Origin of the sequence: Rickettsia endosymbiont of Halotydeus destructor, assembly GCF_049278075.1 — a bacterium.
Lineage (GTDB): Bacteria > Pseudomonadota > Alphaproteobacteria > Rickettsiales > Rickettsiaceae > Rickettsia.
Genome location: NZ_JAPNPB010000005.1, coordinates 19845 through 41583, shown reverse-complemented (window position 1 = coordinate 41583; position 21739 = coordinate 19845). Strand labels below are relative to the sequence as shown.

The following is a 21739-nucleotide window of genomic DNA, read 5'->3' as shown; positions in this document are numbered from 1 at the left end:
TTATTGACTAAAGCAGATAGTCAAAATGGTGGGTTTGAGAAGACTTGAACTTCCGACCTCACGCTTATCAGGCGTGTGCTCTAACCAACTGAGCTACAAACCCGTATACTGCTTGTCTTTCAATAATTGCTCTTTACATTTTATCAGGGGTTCACATGCTCACTTATTAAGTATAAGCTGCGCCTATTTATTCATTTTAGTGGCACCCATCAAAATAAAATTCAATTCTTGAAATACTTTACGTATACTCGGTGATTAATTTTATAAAATAACTAAAATATGACAACTAAAAATATGGTGAGCTCGCCGGGGCTCGAACCCGGGACAACCTGATTAAAAGTCAAGTGCTCTACCAACTGAGCTACGAGCTCGAATATAAAATTTAAGTAAAAATACCTAAAACTACATTCAAATTATGTTTTACTTTATCGTGGAAAAAGGCTAGTATGTCAACAATTATTTTCCTTAATAATCAAATAATATAGTGTTTTTATGCAGCATTCCGACGTCGCAATAATTATTCCTTCAAGGCTTGGCTCGACTAGGCTAGTTGAAAAAGCTTTAAGACTTATCGGTTCATTATCAATTATCGAGCGTGTATTTACGAATGTAGCGCAAACAAATCTTGAGCATATTTATGTTGCAACTGATTCGCAGGAAATTGCTGACAAAGTTACCAGGCTAGGAGGAAAAATAATATTTACCGATAGTGATATTCCTACAGGTACTGACCGAGTATATAAAGCTTTTAAGCAAATTCCCGATAACACAAATATCAATTACATTGTTAATGTTCAGGGAGATATGCCTTTTATTGAACCTGGTTCAATTATAAAAGCAATTGAAGAGCTAAAAAAAAGCGATTATGATATCATGACACCGGTAGTTAAAGTCGGTATTGATATTGTAAAAGATCACAGTAATGTAAATGTAGTAGTGGATTTTAAAGGTAAAGCGTTATATTTCTCACGCAGTATAATTCCAAACGGTGCGAAGGATTTTTTATACCATGTAGGATTGTATGTTTTCCGAAAAAGTTCTTTAGAAAGATTTGTAAAACTTGAGCCTACATCATTGGAAAAAACAGAACGTTTAGAGCAGCTAAGAGCGCTTGAAAACGGCATGAGTATTGGGACATGTCTAGTTGATAACATTCCTATTTCGGTGGATACGGAAGAAGATTTAAAAAAAGCTATACAATTTTATGAAACAAAGAAAAGTAGTGTTATAATTTAATGGTACGTTTTATTTTTATTACAGGGGGTGTAGTTTCTTCGTTGGGGAAAGGTTTAACTTCTGCTTCACTTGCTATGTTACTACAAGCTAGAGGATTTAAAGTTTGTTTGCGTAAATTGGATCCATATCTTAATATTGATCCTGGTACAATGAATCCCCATCAACATGGAGAAGTATATGTTACGAATGACGGGGCAGAAACAGACTTAGATCTTGGTCATTATGAGCGTTTTACCGGAATCTCTGCTTGTAAATTGGACAATATTACTACTGGCGCAATATATTCTTCCTTACTCAAAAAAGAGCGTGAAGGTAGTTATTTAGGTCATACGGTTCAAGTTATTCCTCATGTTACTAATATAATAAAAAAGTTTATATCTCTTGGCACTGAGAATTATGATTTTGTTTTATGTGAAATAGGAGGAACCGTCGGAGATATAGAAGGGTTACCTTTTTTTGAAGCTATAAGGCAAGTAGGCAATGAGTTAAAAAGTAAACAAACGCTTTTTATTCATTTAACCTTACTACCTTATGTTGCTACTGCTCGTGAGCTCAAAACAAAGCCAACACAGCATTCTGTAAAAGAACTTCGCTCTATAGGCATTTCTCCAGATATATTATTATGTCGAGCAGAACGAAATATTCATAAAAAAGAAAGGGAGAAAATAGCTTTATTTTGTAATCTGGATGTTGAATATGTTATTCCGGCAATAGATCAAAAAAATATTTATGCAGTACCGATTGCTTACCACAATATGGGGCTAGATGACAAAGTTCTTAAACTTTTTGGTATTAATGCTTCTTTGCCTAATTTAGATAGATGGTATAATATTATCGAGTGCCTTAAAAATTCTACCGCTCAAATTTCGATTGCTGTGGTTGTTAAATACCATAAATTAAAAGATGCTTATAAATCTGTAATTGAAGCTCTTGATCATGCTGGTATATATCATAAACATAAAATCCGATTAATATGGATAAATTCCGATAATATAAAAGAGGAAAATATTCATAAAAAATTATTTGGAGCTGTAGGAATTATAGTGCCTGGCGGATTTGGAGCACGAGCTACAGAAGGAAAAATATTAGCAATCAAATATGCCCGTACTAATAATATACCATTTTTAGGTATTTGTCTTGGTATGCAGCTTGCTCTTATTGAAATAGCACGCAATATTTTAGGTATCAAAGATGCTAATTCAGAAGAATTTTCAAATAATGGCACAAAAATTATAAAGGCAATAAACAAACTTGAAAATGAAAGCGCCCCTATACAAGACAATATAAAAAATACTATGCAACTTGGTTCTACTCCTTGTATTCTATGTGCAAATACATTAGTAGCTAAAGCCTATCAGACTCTTAAAATTAATGAAAGACATCGTCATCGCTATAAATTTAATAATAATTTTAAAAATAGTTTTAAAAAAATAGGAATTAAGTTTAGTGGTTTTTCTTTAGATAAAAAACTAGTAGAAGTAATTGAAATACCTTCACATATGTGGTTTGTAGGAGTTCAGTTTCATCCAGAATTTAAATCTAAGCCATTTGAACCTCATCCTTTATTTATTGACTTTATTAGAGCATCAATAGAATATAGCAAAATGTAGTTAATCGATTTAAATTTTAATCCAAAGATTTAAAAATATTAAAAAATCTTGACAGGATTTCTCTTATAATTTAGGTTGCTTTAAAATAAGCTCAAAGGTAATTAATGGATGCCGTGAATTCTAATTTCACACTCTGGAATAAGGTTAGAAACAGTAAATTTAGGTATATTGTATGGCCAATTAGATCGTATGAATTAACTAAATTCGCGCCAATGGCGTTGTTAATGTTCTTTATTCTACTTAATCAAAATTTAGTACGTAGCATTAAAGATACTTTGGTTATTACTCTAATTAGCTCTGAAGTAATTAGCTTTATAAAACTTTGGGGCGAGATGCCAATGGGAGTTTTATTTGTTATTCTTTACTCCAAGCTCTGTAATATCATGACTACGGAGCAGGTTTTTAGAATAATAATTTGCGTTTTTCTTGGTTTTTTTGCCGTTTTTGCTTTTATCTTATTTCCTTACCGGGAATATTTTCACCCCGATCCTGAATTAATTAAACATTATATAACGTTATTGCCTCATTTAAAATGGTTTATAGTAATCTGGGGACAATGGAGTTTAGTATTATTTTATATAATGGGTGAATTATGGCCAGTAATCGTCTTTACTCTTTTATACTGGCAGTTGGCAAATAAAATTACCAAAGTTGAAGAGGCGCCACGATTTTATTCTTTTTTTACTTTATTCGGTCAAACTAATTTGTTAATTTCCGGTACAATAATAGTCTATTTTGCTAAGGGCGATCATTTCTTTTTACCGTTATTTGCTCATTTAAGCGATAAAACTGAAATTCTTTTAAAATCCTTCACTACAGTTATTTTGTTATCGGGATTAATCTGTTTAGCGCTTCATAAACTTATTGATTCTAAAATAGTAGAGTCGGATAAAAATATTAAATCTAAAAATAAAAGAACCGACATATTAAAATTGGGACTAGTAGATAGTACAAAAATAGTTTTAACTTCTAAATATTTAGGACTTATTTGTATATTAATGATCTCATATTCTATGAGTATTAATTTGATTGAAGGCTTATGGATGTCTAAAACGAAACAGCTTTACCCGACAGCGCAAAGCTTTATGTCTTATCAAGGAGAAGTAATATTTTGGACAGGGATATTAACTTTGATTAGCGCCTTTTTAGGCAGTAGTTTAATTAGGATATTTGGTTGGTTTTGGGGAGCTATCGCGACGCCTGTTATGATGTTCATATCCGGAGTTATGTTTTTCTCTTTTACAGTGCTTGAGAATCATCTAGGAGATATTGTTTTAGGGCTCGGTTATGTTTCGCCGTTAATCGTAACGGTTTTTATCGGCGGATTATGGCATGTACTAGCTAAAGGAGTAAAATACTCGCTTTTTGACTCTACAAAAGAGATGGCTTATATCCCTCTTGATAACGAAATGAAAACTAAAGGTAAGGCTGCTGTTGATGTTATGGGAGCCAAAATAGGTAAATCAATAGGAGCAATTATTCAAATTATTTCTTTTAGTATTTTCCCAAATGCAGTACATAACGACCTAGCAGGAATGCTTATGGTGGTTTTTGTTATTGTGTGTATTGTTTGGATGTATGGGGTAAAGGTTTTGGCGAAACACTATAAAGAACTTATTAGGTCTTAGAGGTATGTCATTCCCGCGCAGGCGGGAATCCAGAAAAATAATAGTCATTACTTCATTTATTTCAGGATCTTTTTAATAGATACTGAAACAAGTTCAGCATGATAAAAAGCCTGGATTCCCGCCTGCGCGGGAATGACATAAAGAGCAGCAGGAATAACATACTGCTAATTTTAACTATCCACATAATAATGCTTTACAGCAAAAATGTACAATCTTAAAAATCAATATTATGCAAAAATTAATAATTAGAGGAGGAAAAGCTCTTAAAGGTAGTATTAATATTAGCGGTGCTAAAAATGCCGTGTTACCTATTATGGCGGCTTCTTTACTTACCGATAAGCTACATATCACTAATGTTCCCAAATTGACTGATGTATATACTATGCAGGAGTTATTGAAAAGTCATGGTAGTATTATTGATATAGTAGAGCACCCTGATCAATTTGAATTAACAATTAATTGTAATAACATCAATAATTTTAAGGCTTCCTATGATATAGTTCGTAAAATGCGAGCCTCTATTTGGGTTCTTGGACCGTTACTCAGTCGCTACGGAAAAGCAGAAGTATCTTTACCAGGCGGTTGTGCTATAGGCGCGCGGCAGGTAGATTTACATGTTGCTGTTTTAAAATCTATGGGGGCTAAAATTAAAATTGAGAACGGCTATATAAAAGCAACAAACCAAGGTCGTTTAAAAGCTACCCATTTTGCTTTTAACAAAATTTCTGTCGGAGCAACGATTAATGCAATAATGGCTGCAACTTTAGCCGACGGAGAAACTATACTTTTTAATTGCGCAAAAGAACCCGAAATTATTGATTTATGTCATTGTCTCAATAAAATGGGCGCCGATATTTCTGGTATCGGTACTGGCGAAATAATTATTAATGGTAAAGTTTCTTTAAATAAAGCAAATTATAAAGTAATGCCGGATCGTATCGAGGCCGGTACTTATATGTTTGCGGCGGCAATTACTAAAGGTGATTTAAAAATCCTCGGAATTGATTACCATATTATTGAAAATATTGCTCTAAAACTTATTGAAGCAGGAATAAAAGTTACGCCGGTTAGTAATGGGTTACAAGTAACTTACACGGATAAATTAAATTCGGTAGATGTTGAAACTAACCCGTATCCAGGTTTTTCAACCGATTTGCAGGCTCAGTTTATGAGCCTTATGTCTCTTGGTAATGGCGTTTCCGTAATTACCGAAAATATTTTTGAAAATCGTTTTATGCATATTCCTGAGTTATGCAGAATGGGAGCAGATATTACTGTACACGGTAATAAAGCAATAGTGCGGGGAGTGCCTGCTTTAAAGGGAGCAGAAGTTATGGCAAGCGATCTTAGAGCATCAGTTTCACTGATTTTAGCAGGGCTTACTACTACAGAAGAGACAATAATTCATAGAATTTATCATTTAGATCGTGGATTTCAAACACTTGAAGCAAAACTAAATAATTGCGGTGCAGACATTATAAGAGTATAATAAATATTTAATAAATGGAGTTAAGGTATGGCAAGGATTACTGTTGAAGATTGTGCACCAAAAGTTAAGGATAAATTTAAGCTGGTAGCCTTAGCTGCGCAGGGAGCTAAATATATAAATTCTCGAGGAGAAGCCACCCCTAGTGATGGCAAACGTGATAAAGCAACCGTAAGTATATTACGTCAAATTGCTGCCGGTCAGGTATCGGTACCGCATTTAGAGGAAGAATTAATAAATCGTTTACGTACTAAAAGTAGGGTTGAACCTATTAATTACGATAATGGTGATAGTGAGATAGAAGAAACGAACGAAAATTTTGACTATATTCCGGGTGGATCGGATATTTATATAGGAGAAGATTATTCTGATTTGGATGATCAAACCTTTACTGAAGAAGATAGTTTTGAAGATGAAAAGAAGTAGTATACTCAGATAGAACTCTGTCATTCCCGTGAAGACGGGAATCCAGACTTTTTTTGTCATGCTGAACTTGTTTCAGCATCTATTGAAAAAGATCCTGAAATAAATTCAGGATGACTATTTTTCTCTGAATTTCCGTTTTCACGGGAATGACATAGAACATATTTTAAACTATGAGTAGTATATGATTGTTGGAGTTGGAACAGATATAGTGCAAATTCCTAGAATTGAAAAAATATTCTCTTTATATAAAGAGATTTTTGCTAACCGAATTTTAGCACCGACTGAGTTACAAAAATTCTTTTCATTAGATGAGGAAGCACAACCCAGTTTTTTAGCTAAACATTTTGCTGCAAAGGAAGCTGTTAGTAAAGCTTTCGGTACCGGGATTGGTAGAGGAATAAATTTTAAAGATATAATATTATTAAACAATAGCTCCGGTAAGCCTATTGTTAAAATTGCTTCTCGTTGCTTAAAGAGTTTTACTTCCGTAAATATACATCTTTCTATATCTCATGATTATCCTATTTGCGTTGCTTTTTCGGTAATTAGCAAATATACTGAATGATAGAATAGCTGAATTTTTATAAATCATAATTATCGTATTCTGCGTTGTTATAATTTATAGTATAACATGCCTCGCATATATTATAACATTAAAATGCCTTACGAAATGACATTAAAAAGTAATTATTTATGTTAATATATAAATTAAAATTATCTATTAAAAAATGTTTTATCGCTTTGATATTCCTAAGTGCTCATTTTTCGCAAGCTGAAATTATTCAAGTTGAGAGCCTGGAAAAAATAAACCAGGATTTCATAGAAATTTATAATAAAGACTATTTACCGCAAGATATATTAGTAGTTATAGGACTTGAAAAATTGATATTTAACCCGTTATTGCCCTCTAGGCCTGAATTTGCTCAGGATAACTATTCTAAAATATTGCCCATTTTTCAAAAAATTAAACCGCGGTCAAAAGAAATTTATATGGATCAATTACTTCTTGTTGATTATAAGCAAGAGTTACTTGATCATGATTTACCGAATTTTATAAAAACAATTAATAACAACGGCACACCTATAATAGCCATCAATAATAGCTTTACCGGTAATTTCAATAATATTCCTAAACTAGAAATATGGTTAGCCGATTATTTAAAAAAAGACTTTGATATTGATTTTTCCCGTAGTTTTTCTAAAAATAACTATATCATCTTTAATAATTTACAAAGTTTTGAGAATACTTATCCGGTATTTTATAAAGGTATATTAAGTAGTAATAACACCTCTCAAAGTTCGTTAATACTCAGCTTTTTAATTGAAGTAAATTTTATACCAAAAACTCTTATGCTAATTAGTAGTGATAAAGACTTGCTAGGTTCTGTGGAGGCTCAGCTTAATAGTTACAGCTCTAATATCAATTATATAGGTTATCATTATATCGGCACTTCTAAAGAAAGTCGCAATGAAAGAGATTTAGCATTTTATACTAAATTTTTTAATGACCTAGTGATTAAGATAAATAAGGTACAAAGAAATAATCCATTAGCTAAAGCTAATAAGCAAAATAATAAAAATCCTTATGATAAAACTCAATAAATTATACTTATTATTATTTCTTCTATGTATTCCTTTCATAAGTAACGGGCAAATAATTCCTACTTATTCTATTGATTCCATAACAATAAAAAATTTATTGCCGAAAATTGATGCTAATACGTTAGTATTAGTTAATATAAATAATACTATTATTACTCCGAGATCAAAAATATTTCGTTATAATAATAATCCTTATATAGCATTTGTTGAAAACTTAAATAGTTTAGCAAAGTCTAATTCTGCAATTAATGTGACAATTGCTTCGTTAATAACGCAAAGGCAAATGATGTTGGTAGAACAAAATTGGCCAAACCTCATAAATAAAATGAAATCACAAGGAGCGAAGGTGTTTGGTTTTACTAAAGTAATGCCGGTATACAATTTAATTAATAATTATGAAGGGTGGCAATATAGTCAACTACAAGCATTTAATATTAATTTTACAAATAAAATTAGCAATAAAGAAATGTTTAGGTTTGACGATCATGATGGAAATGCGCCCGTTTTTTATGAAGGTATATTATTTACCGGTAATGCAAGCAAAGTGCAAACTCTTATTGAATTTTTAAAAATTATAGATTCTATCCCTCTTAAAATTGTAATTTTTGAAAATAACGAGGCAGAATTAAAAAATATAGATTCTTTCTTAAGGATGGTTGATGTAGAATATTATGGTATAGAATATTTAGGTTGGTCACAAATAGAAGGTTCTCCTGATGAGACAATAGCAAAATTGCAACAAACTATACTTCTAAATACTAATAAGTGGGTAGAAGATGAAGAAGCAGAGAGTTTATTAAAAAAACCACAACAGGGTGGATAAGACTATATTATGAATAATAATCTAATCAACGCTTTAAAAGATTTAGTAATTAAAGCGGGGCGAATTGCTTTAGATATCAAAAAAGTAGGATTGATAGTTGAGAATAAGCTCGATCACTCTCCCGTGTCTAACGCCGATAAAGAAATAAGCGAACTTATTTACCGAGATTTACAAACTTTAACTCCGGGCGTGACGATAATTTGTGAGGAACAACCTTTGCCGATATTAAGTAGCGATACATTTTGGTTAGTTGATCCGATTGACGGGACAAAAAGTTATATAAGCGGTAAAGATACTTACACTATAAATATAGGGCTTATAAAAAACGGTATTCCGACTATTGGCTTAATATACCAGCCTGAAAATGCTAAACTATATTATACCGACCCAAACGGTAACTTAGAAATTGAGCAAAATTTAGTAAAAATACCGATCAACAGAGAATTAAAGAAAAGTGGTTTTAATGCGGTAATTAGTTTCTGTCATCCAAATAAAGCAACTACAGATTTTTTAGAGAAATATTTAATAAATAAAATAGAAAGTATAGCAAGTTCTATAAAATTGTGCTTAATTGCAGAAGGAGAGGCTGACATATATCCTAAATTTGGGCGTACCATGGAATGGGACATAGCAGCCGGTCATGCTTTAATTAAAGCGGGAGGAGGTAATATTTTTGACCCTAGCGGTAAGGAAATTACTTACGGTAAAAAGAATTTTACTAACGCAGATTTTTTTGCCTGTGGTCCTTACTGGTTACAAAATCAAAAGTATAATGTCTAAATCCGTCATTACGAACGACCGAAGGAAGTACAGCAATTTAGAACAGCCTTATCGTCATTGCGAGAAGGGACGTAGTCCCGACTTGGCAATCTAAATAAAAATAGCTGGATTGCTTCGCTTCGCTCGCAATGACGAGTGGAATTTTAGATTACCCTACTTCCTTCGGTCGTTAGCAATGACGGTACTTTTTCCTCATAAAAATTAATAAACAGTTGAAAGATAAATTATGCACTTGTCTAAATATTTCCTACCAGTATTAAAAGAAGAGCCTGTAGAAGCACAAATAATATCTCATAAGCTTATGCTTAGAAGCGGAATGATTAGACAGCAGGCAGCAGGAATTTATAGCTGGCTTCCTTTGGGGCTGAAAGTTCTTAAAAATATCGAAAATATCGTTCGCCTTAATATGGACAAAGCCGGGGCGCTTGAGGTGTTAATGCCCTGCATTCAACCGGCTTCATTATGGATAGAGTCCGGACGGTTTGAAAATTACGGCAAGGAGATGCTGAAATTTCAGGATCGACATGACCATGCTTTATTATTCGGTCCGACTAATGAAGATATGATAACCGATATTTTTAGACATAATATCCAATCATATAAAGATTTACCAAAAAATTTATATCATATTCAATGGAAATTTCGCGATGAAATCAGACCTCGTTTCGGTGTTATGAGAGGGCGGGAATTTTTAATGAAAGATGCTTACTCATTTGATATAGACGAAGAAAATGCCGTAAAAACTTATAATAATATGTATAAGGCGTACCTCAATACATTTCGTGATCTCGGCGTTAGCGTCGTACCGGTAATTGCCGATAACGGTCCGATCGGTGGCAATTTAAGTCATGAATTCCATATTATTGCCGAAACCGGCGAAAGTACTATTTATTACGATAAAAGATTTAAAACATTAAAAGAAAATTCAGAAATCGATATAGAAGAACTTAAAACCTGGTATGCAGCTGCCGAAGAAAAGCATGACCCAGATAAATTAATAACTCCAAACGAAGAAATAGTTAGCAGTAAAGGTATAGAAGTCGGACATATTTTTTATATCGGCGATAAATATTCTGTTACGATGAATGCAATGATAAACGACAAAAACGGCAAACTTGCACCGGTGCAAATGAGTTCTTATGGTATTGGGATATCACGACTTGTTGCCGCAATAATAGAAGCAAATTACGATGCAAAGGGTATTATATGGCCGGCAAATATTGCACCTTTTAAAGTCTCCCTTATTAATTTAAATATTCTTGATAACAAATCTCACGAAATAGCGCAGCAACTATATAATCAGCTTACTTCTCACAATGTAGAAGTGTTATATGATGATACTAACGAGCGAGCAGGTAGCAAATTCGCAACGCACGATCTAATAGGCTCGCCTTATCAAATCATAATTGGACCTAAAAAAGCAGCAAATGACATAGTAGAATTAAAAAACCGCAAATCTGGCGAGATAGAGGATATAGCGGTTGATAATATTATTGAGCGGTTATTGGAAAATCTTTGAAGCTATATTAATGCCGGCATCCTGAGCCGTGAACATGTGGCGGATGGAGCTTTAAATGCTTCTCCATTTTCTTTAGCAAAGTATCTCGTTTTAGTTTTGAAAGATAATCTAAAAAAACTTTGCCGTTTAAATAATCCACTTCATGCTGTATTACTGTAGCTAAAAACCCATCGGCATCTAGCTCCTGTTTATTCCCTTGATAATCAAGATATTTTACTTTTATCGTTTTTGAGCGAGTAATATTTGCCTCTATCCCAGGAAATGATAAAGACCTTTCTATAAAACTTTGCTGCTCTTCAGAAAAATAAATTATTTCAGGATTAATCAAAATAATAGGTGAAGATTTATTATTTTCATGCAAATCAACGACCGCTATACGCTTCAATATCCCGACCATATTAGCGCCAAGCCCAACGGCTCGCTCTACCTGCATCGTTTTAAGCATCTTATCAACGATAATACGAATATTATCGTCCACGACATCTATTTCTTCAGCTTGTGTTTTAAAAATATCGTTCGGTGCGTAGACTATTGGAAAAAAAGATAAAGTCATAGTTATAATTTATTTTTGATAATAATTGTTGATAATATATTTTCCTTATACGGCTCCCCTGAATGATAGGAACGCCTGTAGCTTGGATATTTTAAAGGGTTTGTGTAGGTATCTTCTGAAATATTTTTAATATTTTCTATTCCTGCTTCCTGAAGTCTTGCCTCTACATATTTAGGCAAATCAAACATATAATGCCCTTCTCTTTTAGACTCAACAAAAAATACTGAATTATTAGGCGAATCAGCAATAAAATCAGTATAATATTTATTATCAACTTCATATGAGCTTTGCGCAATAGCCGGACCTATTACCGCTATTAAATTTTTTGCGCCTTTTTCTTTCATAGAAGAAACTAAATTGCTAATAATATTAGCTTTGGCGCTCTTCCATCCGCAATGCGCTGCACCGATAACTGTTCCGTCATCACTTGCGAGCAGTACTGGTACACAGTCTGCTGTTTGAATAGCCAACACTAAATTTTTTTTACTAGTTACACTGCCGTCTGCTTCTGACTCGAAAGTTTCGGACTCCACGTCCGCATCGATGATTTTATTGCTATGCACCTGACGTAGAATTAAAATATCCGCCGCCGAAAAATAATTAATAATAGATTTTTTATTTTTTTCTATTTCTGCTAGATTAATAGATTCATTTTTTTTGCTATAAACATGACTGGAATCCTTGTAGCTTTTGTCAAAAATTTTATAATAAACTAAACCATTTATTAGTTCTTCCATGCAAATATCCTATAATGAATTTGTAAGTAACCTAGCAAATAATTTACAAAGAAACAAGCAACTAGAGAAAATAATAACAAGATTCCAGAAAGATTATAACTTAATTCCAGTTATAGGTGTAGAAATAGAATTTTATTTAAGCTCCAATATTGATATATCAAAATTTGAAACTCTTACAAGTAAATATTTAGCACAACAAAAAATTTCAAAAATAAAAAAAGAAAGAGGCAATAATCAATATGAAGTAGACTTGCCACCTTCAACAGATTTAATAAATTATATTAATGAAATATCTAAAGTTAAGCTTGTTTTAGAAAATATCGCCAGCGAGTTGAAAGGAGATATAAATTTTTCTCCTAAACCGTTTTTAAATGATTACGGCAATAGTATGCATTTTCATATAAATTTTATTGCTGATGATAATGTAGAGGATATTGTAGTCAAATCAGCCCTATTTGGATACAATGAGTCGAGGGTAGAGCCTATAAGAATAGGTGAGCCGATGAGTAACGATGTAGACAAGGGGAGATCATTTGACTACATGATTGCTAAAAGTCTATGTCATTATATGCTCGATACTTTCCTTATATTTATGCCTAATGAACAGGATTATTTGCGTTTGGATAAAAATTTTATGGCTCCGACTAACATATCATTCGGCGGAAATAATAGAACGGTTGCTTTGCGCATACCTGACTCCATGCCGAAACGTTTGGAGCATCGTTTATCTTCTCCCTCTACCGACCCGTATATAGCAATATTTACTATTCTGAAGTCAATATTATTAGGTTTTCAATTTCCTGAAAATATTAATGACATTACCAAAATATATGGTAATGCTTTTGATGAACAATATAATTTAATTTCTCTACCGAAATCACCTGAGGAAAGCTTTAAATTATTTAAACCGAAATTTTTTGAAGAGGATTAAGATACTTAAAACGTCGTTGCGAGGAGTAGGTATTGTTGCGTAAATCGGTTTTTTTGGTGTCATACCAGCGAAAGCTGGTATCTCGCTTTTGTTAAGTAGATTCCCTCTTTCGAGGGAATGACACCGAAAATACCTAGGATATCCACGCAGGCAATGCCGCACGGGAATGACTAAAGTAAAAATTGTTCGGTACTATAGGTCAAGCCACAGGGTGACAAGCCTTCTCATCACATGATAACAATAATTCTCAAATTAACGAGAATATAACTCGATTACTAAATTAACTTCAGGCTCAAAAGGATACGGCACATCAGAAAGTACCGGGACTCGTATGAACTTGCCAGAAAATGAAGTAGCATCAAACGATAAATAACCAGGCGCAGCCTGACCTTGTTTTGATACTGATTCCAAAACAACTGCCATTTGTTTAGTAGAATCTTTAAGCTCAACAACATCTCCTTCCTTCAATCTCATACTTGCAATATCGGCTTTTCTGCCGTTTATCTTGATGTGACCGTGTGAAACTAATTGTCTGGCGGCAAAGATTGTCGAAACGATATTCATTCTATATACGACTGCATCAAGTCTGCTTTCTAATAAACCGATAAAATTCTCACCAGTATTGCCTTTCATTTTTTGAGCAAGAGCAAAAATATTTCTAAATTGCTTTTCGTTAATACGTCCGTAATGACATTTTAGTCGTTGCTTTGCTTTTAAGTGTAAACCATAATCGGAAGTTTTAATCATGGTATTTTGCCCATGTTGACCGGGACGATAATTTCTTGTATTAAAGGCGTCTTTACTATCTCCCCATAGGCTAACACCCAGTCTTCTACTAGCTTTATACTTAGACTTAACGATTTTTGTCACTATTATATCCCTTATATTATTTGGTTCATATACTGCTCGTATTTCGAAAATTGGATTTTATTTTGATGGGTGAGTGAGCGGAGCGTACTTATAATACGTGAGCACACGAGTCCTTGATAAAATGAAAGACCAATTTTTGAAAGATGAGTAGTATTAATTACAAAAAATATATACATTTATCACATTAAAGTCAATCCTTGATTTTTATAGTCAATTGATTATATTCAAAACAAATTTTTAAAAAATATTTCCATGAATTCAATAATCCCTGCAACAACACTTATTACTAAGGAGAATCATAACGGCAGTACCGTTAAAGACTATATTTCGCTTATGAAACCACGAGTAATGTCTTTGGTAATCTTTACGGGATTTTCAGGATTATGGCTTGCCCCCTCCTCTATTCATCCTTTTATTGGGTTTATTGCAGTCTTGTGTATTGCGCTGGGTGCCGGGAGTGCGGGAACAATTAATATGTGGTATGACAGGGATATAGATAGACTAATGAAGCGGACACAAAAAAGACCGTTAGTAACTAAGGTTATGGAAGCTGATGAGGCTTTGTCTTTCGGAATAATAACCGGGTTTTTTTCAGTCTTTTTTATGGCTTTGTGCGTTAATTTCCTTGCTGCCGCATTATTATTATTTACTATTTTCTACTATATTTTTATTTACACAATGTGGTTAAAACGCTCTACAGTACAAAATATTGTTATCGGCGGAGTTGCCGGTGCTCTTCCTCCTATGATCGGCTGGGCTGCCGTTAGTAATGATATATCGCTCGAGTCATTTATTTTATTTTTAATTATTTTTATCTGGACGCCCCCCCATTCTTGGGCATTAGCTCTTTTCTGTAATGAAGATTATAAAAATTGTAATGTACCGATGATGCCGGCAGTGAAAGGAGCTTATTATACTAAAAAACAAGTAGTTTTTTATAGTATTGCATTATTTATTACCTCCCTGATACCTTTTTTCATAAAAATAAGTAACTTTACATATTTAATAATTGCAACATTACTAAGTTCAATATTTTTATATTATGCTGTTTCGTTATTTCGGGACACTCCTGACTATAAACAGGCAAAAAGGCTTTTTGCTTATTCAATATTTTATTTATTTGCTATATTTTTAGCGTTAGATTTTTGTAAAACGGCAGTTTAAAAGTATTATAAACGTCATTGCGAGGAGATGCGTAGAATCGACGTGGCAATCTAAGACTCTCGCCGTCATTGCGAGCAAAGCGAAGTAATCTAGCTTTATTTTTTAGATTGCCGCGTCGATGCTACGCATCTCCTCGCAATGACGAGGTTTTATGACAATTGTGATCTACATAACAATGCGGCCACGGTATGACAACATCACTCAAAACAACTTCTTCAAACCCTTCTGTAATAATTTATTAACCGGATCGCTAGCTTTATTATCGTTATTCTCTTGATTATTAGTAGGCTGAGCGTCTGAAGGTTCGGCAGACTTCTTTTTACCAATTCCCAGCGCATTCTTAATAATATTTTCAGGTTTAACATTACCTTTCTTTAAGTCTTTTACGACACTATTCACTACGTTTTTAACCAAATGCGTTTGTAGTTCCTTAAGGTCTAATTTGTGCTGTGGATTATTTAGGGATCCATACAACTTCACCCCTAAAGGCGGCAAACTTCCTATAGTAACACTAGCATTTACATCCATCATATATGGCGGTAAATTAATTTGACCGGTAGCATTTCCAATAGCAGGAGAAGCATCAATACGGCATTCAGTTAATTTAACAATCCCGCTTTCAATATTGCTATTTATGACTAGATTATTAAAAGCAGTTTCACCGCCTGCAAACGAGGAGTTAATTACCCTTAATATTCCTTCAGCATTTTTAACGTTATTTACCGCATCAACTATTTTATTTAAGTCAAAACCGCTTACTTTACCTTTCAAGGCATTCATACTGAATTTCCCTCCTAGATTACTCACATATTTATAGCTGCTATTTCCATGAGTATTAAGGTCGGCTTTAAAGCTTAACAGCCCTTCAGTTATTTTGATTTTACCCGATTGCGGTATTATATTTCTTAAATTTGCATGTTTTAAATCAATGTTAAAAGAAGCGTTTTGGTCTTTATTTGCCTGTACATAACCTGCTACATTAAGCTGGCCACCGTAAATATTTCCAGTGAGTGAATTAATACTTAATTTACCATTTTCTATATTTAATTTTATCCTTAAACTATCAAGAACTAAAGAACCTTGTGTAAGCTTATTTATAGAAGCAGTAACATTTCCTGCAACGGAATTTAAAAAAGATAAATCTATTTGATCATTTGACCAAGGAGTACCGCCGGCGGGAATATTTTTAGTCATATTTTGCCCACTAGCCCTGGCATGTGATTGGCTAGCTGAATTGGAAGCAACGATTTTATCCAAATTAACTAAATTACTTTGTAAATTTAGTGTGAAATTCGGCTTGTTACTACTTAAATTAACGTTGCCTTTAACTAATATATCAGTGCCAAAAATTCCTATTTTATCATTCACCTGAAAAACATTACCGATTTTTTGTACTTCACCGCTAATTTGTAAAGCACCTATAGAGTTAGAACCATTAACCCCCAGTAAATTCATAAAGGAATCAGCATTATTAACTTTTAAATTATGAGAAACAATAATATCTTTTTGTAGATTTTTTAGTTTAACCATTCCTTGCAAGCTAGTATTTGCAGCAATGAAATTGATATTTTGCAAGGTTATTTCTTGAGGATTATAAATTAAATTAGTAGTAAATGTTAATTTTTGATTAGCGATAGGCAGGGGGCTAGCCGGTTTCATATTTAAAGCTGCAAGTAAAGGCTCGATTGCTTGAGCTTGTAGTTTAATGTTGCCATTAAAAATAGCAGATTTATCAATATTGGAAGTTACGTCAACTATAATATTACCAGGATTTAAAACTATATTCGCTTTAATATCATTCTGATCGATATTGTAATTGCCGCTCGCTATCAGCTCAATATCTTTAAAATTAAGCTTTGTATCTTTAATAACTATCTCTTTATTATCGGCCAGGATTGAAGTTACTAACTCATAATCACCCTGCAACTGAACAGGAACACCAAAATTTTTGCTATTACCTTTAATCGAGGCATTACCTGCAAAGGAATTATTATCAGTATCAAATTTTCCTTCAATTTTAATTTTCTCATCGGCAATATTAATTAAAGAAGTCACAGGAATAATTTTCTCAAACTCTCCTATATTTCCTTCTATAACAATTTTTTGATCTAAACCGTTCCCTGACAAAGTAAAATCTATCGGCCCCCTGATGCTATTAATTTTAGTATCTAGATTTATATTATCAAATATTTTCTGTTCTTTATTAGCAGTATAGGTTAATTTACCATTTACTATTTTAATATGCTTAACAAAAACAGGCAATTCTGCTGTTTGATTCTCTATAACGGCCACTTCATTTCCTTTGGCAGTAGCATTATTGCTTTTTTCAGCTTTAGCTATGTCCCAATTTTTTTGACCATTATCCAATATCTCTAAGTTAATAGTTGGCTCTTGTAATTCAATACTAGCTATTTCAATGTTTCCTGTAATAAGTGGCAGTAGGCTGAGAGCCGCCCTGGCCTCTTTTATATCAAGTAAAGATGGCTCTTTTGCTCCTGCTATGGAGGATAATTTAACTCCTTGTAGAGTAATTGCAGGATTTGGCAGAAGACTAAGCTTTATATCGCCGTTAATTTCTAAATCTCGTCCCGTTACTTCCTTTACTTTACTCGTTATTAAACCTTTATAGCTATTTAAAGGAATAAAAAAAGGTATTATAATTAAGAGAGCAATTATAACTAAAAACGTAATAAGTGAGTATTTTAAAGCTTTTGACATGACTTAAACCTAACTAAAAATGTATTTATATATTTTTAATTAATACAAATTTAGTTAGCTTTGTCACGCTAATTTTTTACCCCTTACTTATTAGGCATTGTTGCGTGAAACGAATTTTTGATGTCATACCAGCGAAAGCTGGTATCTCACTTTTGTTATATTGTTAAGTAGATTCCCTCTTTCGAGGGAATGACACCGAGGACGTTTAAGACATCAATGCGAGTAACCCTACTCACTATCGCTATTATTCTTACTGGAACCTACTACCGGTAGCTCATCGCTTGCATACCCTTCATCTTGATCATTATAGTTATATAATTCAAAACATTTTGGCTCAAAATTACTATCTCTTAATTTTTTATTAGCTATCTTCATATTTACCTCTGATATTTTTCCTTCTTTATACTCATCTTCAACTAAAACATTTTGATAAAACTGTTCAAAAGTCATGTTCTTTTCATTTGGTATTGTATTAAAAGTTATAATAGCTTGATTAAAATATTCCTCGCTTTTTTCTCCTTCTCCAGCACTACTTGCCTCTATTAATATTATGATTTTATTTATTAACACTTCTGTGGATGGCACAAGTTTAATAATACTCTCATATATTTCTAGTGCTTCATCAAATTGCTCAAAATCAACTAAAATTTTTGCTTTATTTTCTAAGGCCCCTAAACAGTTAATATCAATCTCCAGAGCTTTATCATAATCTGCAAGAGCTTTTTCAATATCATTGAATTGCACTAAAGCAACCCCACCTTTCCATGCTATTATTTCAGCAATTTCTTTATCTAATTCTTTAATCTTTTTTTGATTTAAAGCCGGTATTTCGTTGCCTTTATTTGTGTATATCTGCTCAGCATCTTTCTTATAATTGCTGCCCTCTATTTCCAAAACTTTTTTATAACATTCTATCGCTTGTTTACCTATTTCTTGATCTTTCAAGTTATTATCAATAGCAAGGTTTAATAATATATTACCCTTGTTATAGTAACTTTTTAGTAGAGAATAATTTAATGCTATAAGTTGATCACAATAATTAGCAGCTTTTTCATATTGACCTAATTTAAAACACGTTTCTCCTAATTTGTTTATTATTCTGATATCATCAGGCTGTTCTTGAATAGATTTTTTAAAATGTATTAGAGCTTCGTCATTATTTTTTATTCTAAGAAAAGCTCGGCCCATATAAAAATATATTTCTGCAAGCTGCTTAGGGTTATTAGGGGATTGTGTTATTGACTTCTTAAATAAAACAAGGGCTTCCTCATTTTGTTGTTCGTTGAATAATTCTATTGCTTCTTCATAGTTATTAGAAAAAGAATCTGAGCTAAAAGTTTCTTTTTTCATATATTTGTTACTTACTCCTTAATTGATAAACTATTTTTTAAGGAATGGGTTATAGCAGATAAGAAATATATTGCAATATGTGAAGTATGCTTAATTTAATGCGTTTTAAATTAATTATACAAATTTATAAAGTCTTGGAGAGGGGGAAATTCTAAATATGAAGGTTTTGTTTTATTAGGGTTTAATTAGATACATAAAATAATTTACATCGATATCATCACTTAATTGCCATTTATTGTGAGCAATGTCAAATACTAAACCTTTGAGTTCTTTTATATTTATAGCCAGAGGATTTAATATTTCATAAATCTCTGACGGTTTTAGGAATTTACTATAATCATGCGTGTTTTTTGGCACCCAGCTTAATATATATTCAGCTGCTATTATAGCCAAAAAATAGGCTTTTTTAGTGCGGTTAATCGTTGAAATTATTGCCATACCTCCTGGCTTTACTAATTTTGTCAGATTAAGCATAAAAGCCGGAACATTATCAATATGCTCTATAACTTCCAAGCAAATTATTACATCATATAATTTATTAGTCGGTAATTCTTCTATCGTTGATTGCAGGTAATTTATTGTTAAATTATTCTTTTTAGCATATTCGTTTGCCGTCTTAATGTTACCTTCTAACGCATCAATGGCAGTAATGTTAAAACCTGATTTACTTAATGGTACGCTAATCAATCCGCCGCCGCAACCGACATCAAGAATGTCTAACTTCGAGAAAGATACAGCATCATTCAGAAAGCTTGATACAAGCGAATTTTTTAGAGCTCGCCTGTGCTCACGTACTTTAGTACGCTCCGCAGGCTCATCTTTAAATTCATCTTGTCTGAAGCTTTCTGAATTTAGCTGTACAGGGGATTTTTTAATATCATAATGCGATGTTATTTTATCTATTATATAATCCAAACGAATAGGATTTATTTGGTGCAAAATACTAAATTCTCCTTTTTCATTCCACCATTCATGCGAAATTTTAGCAAATTTCTCTAATTCTTTTTTATCAATTGAAGACATAATAGATATTTTTTGTTAGCATTCACGGATTAAAGGTTTATTAGTGCTTTATTATCTGCTATTTTTTATCTTTTGTCATATGTTAATTTAAAATGCTTCTGATAATACTAGCGTTAATTTTAATTAGCCTGATCTTCGCCCCGCTTGGCTGTATTGCTTTATGGAAGAAATACGTTTATTTCGGTGACGGGCTTGCTCATGCCAGTTTTCTTGCGGCAAGCATCAGTATTATTGCCAACTTTCCGTTAATATATTCCAGTATGTTAGTCGCCGTTATTTTTGCAATCTTTGTTTTTATTTTAAAAAATTATTCTGGAAAAAATGCCGTTATAAGCCTAATATCAAGTTTTATGCTATCTCTAGCATTAATTATAAATTACTTCAGCCCTAGTCAAAATAATGTTACTAACTTATTATTTGGGGATATCTTGTTAGTATCCCCCGGCGACTTAACATTATTATCTATAATATTAGTACTAATTATATGTTTTATCGGATATTTTTATAATCAAATTATTCTGATTATTATCAATAGAGATATTGCGGTAATAAAAGGAATACAGGTCAAAACAATTGAATTACTATTTTTGCTTCTTCTTTCTCTTTCGGTATTTTCTACTATTAAAATAGTCGGCGCATTAATGGTAACGGCGATTTTATTAATTCCAGCTATGACCGCAAGATTTATTTCCCGCACCCCCTTACAGATGCTAATCTATTCAATAATAGTCTCAATATTTATAAATTTTTGTGGATTTATTGCTTCCTTTTACTTCGACATTCCTTTTACACCGATAGTGATTATAATAGGCACGTTTATTTACGGGATGTTTTATGTTAAGAAAATATATAAGAGGGGGTGAATGAAACAAAGCGGGGAAGGATGGTATGATTATTACACATTCCCGCGGAGGCGGGAATCCAGAAAAATTATAGTCACCCTGAATTTATTTCAGGATCTTTTTCAGTAGATGCTGAAACAAGTTCAGCATGACAAAAAAACTGGATTCCCGCCTCCGCGGGAATGACATAAAATCTTCTCGCGCCAGCGAAGCCTTTACATATTATCAAACATTTGCTTACGCGCAACTTTTCTTATTCTTCTTGCAGCTTCTTGACCTTTGCGCACACGCTTTGCTGAGCGGGTTTCATAATAACGCTGTTCTTTCATTTTACGAAAAATAAGCTCTCTTTGTGACTTTTTTTTCAAAGTTTTTAGAGTGTTATCACAATTGCCGGCGTGAACATTTACTAATATCACTAAAATTACTCTCCTTAAATAA

The 21739-nt window shown here is 32.8% G+C and carries 20 protein-coding genes and 2 tRNA genes; 13 read left to right on the top strand and 9 right to left on the bottom strand.

The features are described 5' to 3' along the window. Positions 1 to 26: 26 nt before the first annotated feature. A tRNA-Ile gene (locus OTR29_RS05325) sits at positions 27 to 103 on the bottom strand. A 192-nt stretch (positions 104 to 295) separates the two neighbouring features. After that, positions 296 to 371, bottom strand: a tRNA-Lys gene (locus OTR29_RS05320). A 121-nt stretch (positions 372 to 492) separates the two neighbouring features. Here OTR29_RS05320 and OTR29_RS05315 point away from each other — a divergent pair. From OTR29_RS05315 to proS, 10 genes are all read left to right on the top strand, one after another. Continuing rightward, a complete protein-coding gene (locus tag OTR29_RS05315; RefSeq protein WP_422229750.1) occupies positions 493 to 1236 on the top strand; it encodes a 3-deoxy-manno-octulosonate cytidylyltransferase in 744 nt (247 codons plus the stop codon). Further along, complete coding sequence (locus OTR29_RS05310) at positions 1236 to 2846, top strand: CTP synthase (protein WP_422229749.1); 1611 nt, start codon at positions 1236 to 1238, stop codon at positions 2844 to 2846. Before OTR29_RS05315 ends, OTR29_RS05310 begins: the two co-directional genes overlap by 1 nt. Before the next feature lie 104 nt (positions 2847 to 2950). After that, on the top strand, positions 2951 to 4474 hold the full coding sequence (gene tlc2 / locus OTR29_RS05305) for a nucleotide exchange transporter Tlc2 (protein WP_422229747.1): 1524 nt from the start codon (positions 2951 to 2953) through the stop codon (positions 4472 to 4474). A 229-nt stretch (positions 4475 to 4703) separates the two neighbouring features. Continuing rightward, positions 4704 to 5963, top strand: a complete 1260-nt coding sequence (murA, locus tag OTR29_RS05300) for a UDP-N-acetylglucosamine 1-carboxyvinyltransferase (RefSeq protein WP_422229745.1) — start codon at positions 4704 to 4706, stop codon at positions 5961 to 5963. Positions 5964 to 5990: 27 nt separating this feature from the next. Further along, complete coding sequence (gene rpoZ / locus OTR29_RS05295; protein ID WP_422229743.1) at positions 5991 to 6386, top strand: DNA-directed RNA polymerase subunit omega; 396 nt, start codon at positions 5991 to 5993, stop codon at positions 6384 to 6386. Between the two features lie 181 nt (positions 6387 to 6567). After that, positions 6568 to 6951 (top strand): holo-ACP synthase, encoded by a 384-nt coding sequence (acpS, locus tag OTR29_RS05290; RefSeq protein ID WP_422229741.1) that lies wholly within the window; start codon positions 6568 to 6570, stop codon positions 6949 to 6951. 128 nt (positions 6952 to 7079) lie between these two features. Next, positions 7080 to 7988, top strand: coding sequence for a DUF2608 domain-containing protein (locus OTR29_RS05285; RefSeq protein WP_422229739.1), 909 nt, complete (start codon positions 7080 to 7082; stop codon positions 7986 to 7988). Next, entirely contained in the window at positions 7972 to 8811 is an 840-nt protein-coding gene (locus OTR29_RS05280; protein ID WP_422229737.1) for a DUF2608 domain-containing protein, read from the top strand. The genes OTR29_RS05285 and OTR29_RS05280 overlap by 17 nt, the downstream gene beginning before the upstream one ends. Before the next feature lie 9 nt (positions 8812 to 8820). After that, complete coding sequence (locus OTR29_RS05275) at positions 8821 to 9591, top strand: 3'(2'),5'-bisphosphate nucleotidase CysQ family protein (RefSeq protein ID WP_422229735.1); 771 nt, start codon at positions 8821 to 8823, stop codon at positions 9589 to 9591. Positions 9592 to 9817: 226 nt separating this feature from the next. Further along, a complete protein-coding gene (proS, locus tag OTR29_RS05270) occupies positions 9818 to 11110 on the top strand; it encodes a proline--tRNA ligase (protein ID WP_422229734.1) in 1293 nt (430 codons plus the stop codon). Positions 11111 to 11117: 7 nt separating this feature from the next. Here the strand turns inward: proS and def are convergent, their stop codons facing one another. Then, positions 11118 to 11663 carry a peptide deformylase gene (gene def / locus OTR29_RS05265; RefSeq protein WP_422229732.1) on the bottom strand — a complete coding sequence of 182 codons (546 nt, stop codon included), beginning with the start codon at positions 11661 to 11663 and terminating at the stop codon, positions 11118 to 11120. 2 nt (positions 11664 to 11665) lie between these two features. Next, positions 11666 to 12400, bottom strand: a complete 735-nt coding sequence (gene pgeF, locus OTR29_RS05260; protein WP_422229730.1) for a peptidoglycan editing factor PgeF — start codon at positions 12398 to 12400, stop codon at positions 11666 to 11668. On the opposite strand from pgeF, the gene OTR29_RS05255 reads away from it, so the two are divergent. After that, a complete protein-coding gene (locus OTR29_RS05255; RefSeq protein ID WP_422229728.1) occupies positions 12399 to 13331 on the top strand; it encodes a type I glutamate--ammonia ligase in 933 nt (310 codons plus the stop codon). The two genes, pgeF and OTR29_RS05255, sit on opposite strands and share 2 nt — an antisense overlap. 252 nt (positions 13332 to 13583) lie before the next feature. Here OTR29_RS05255 and rpsD read toward each other — a convergent pair whose 3' ends face one another. Next, entirely contained in the window at positions 13584 to 14201 is a 618-nt protein-coding gene (rpsD, locus tag OTR29_RS05250; protein ID WP_422229726.1) for a 30S ribosomal protein S4, read from the bottom strand. Between the two features lie 252 nt (positions 14202 to 14453). Here rpsD and cyoE point away from each other — a divergent pair, with 252 nt between their 5' ends. Then, complete coding sequence (gene cyoE, locus OTR29_RS05245) at positions 14454 to 15365, top strand: heme o synthase (protein ID WP_422229724.1); 912 nt, start codon at positions 14454 to 14456, stop codon at positions 15363 to 15365. A 201-nt stretch (positions 15366 to 15566) separates the two neighbouring features. On the opposite strand, the gene OTR29_RS05240 is transcribed toward cyoE, so the two are convergent. The 3 genes from OTR29_RS05240 to ubiG all read right to left on the bottom strand — a co-directional run bounded on the left by OTR29_RS05240 (position 15567) and on the right by ubiG (position 20456). Further along, a complete protein-coding gene (locus tag OTR29_RS05240) occupies positions 15567 to 18083 on the bottom strand; it encodes an AsmA family protein (protein ID WP_422229722.1) in 2517 nt (838 codons plus the stop codon). 228 nt (positions 18084 to 18311) lie between these two features. After that, positions 18312 to 19433 carry a tetratricopeptide repeat protein gene (locus OTR29_RS05235; protein WP_422229721.1) on the bottom strand — a complete coding sequence of 374 codons (1122 nt, stop codon included), beginning with the start codon at positions 19431 to 19433 and terminating at the stop codon, positions 18312 to 18314. Positions 19434 to 19607: 174 nt separating this feature from the next. Beyond that, positions 19608 to 20456, bottom strand: coding sequence for a bifunctional 2-polyprenyl-6-hydroxyphenol methylase/3-demethylubiquinol 3-O-methyltransferase UbiG (gene ubiG, locus OTR29_RS05230; protein WP_422229719.1), 849 nt, complete (start codon positions 20454 to 20456; stop codon positions 19608 to 19610). A gap of 92 nt (positions 20457 to 20548) precedes the next feature. On the opposite strand from ubiG, the gene OTR29_RS05225 reads away from it, so the two are divergent. Then, on the top strand, positions 20549 to 21319 hold the full coding sequence (locus OTR29_RS05225) for a metal ABC transporter permease (RefSeq protein WP_422229717.1): 771 nt from the start codon (positions 20549 to 20551) through the stop codon (positions 21317 to 21319). 194 nt (positions 21320 to 21513) lie between these two features. Here OTR29_RS05225 and rpsU read toward each other — a convergent pair whose 3' ends face one another. Then, complete coding sequence (rpsU, locus tag OTR29_RS05220; RefSeq protein ID WP_422229715.1) at positions 21514 to 21717, bottom strand: 30S ribosomal protein S21; 204 nt, start codon at positions 21715 to 21717, stop codon at positions 21514 to 21516. Positions 21718 to 21739 lie beyond the last annotated feature (22 nt).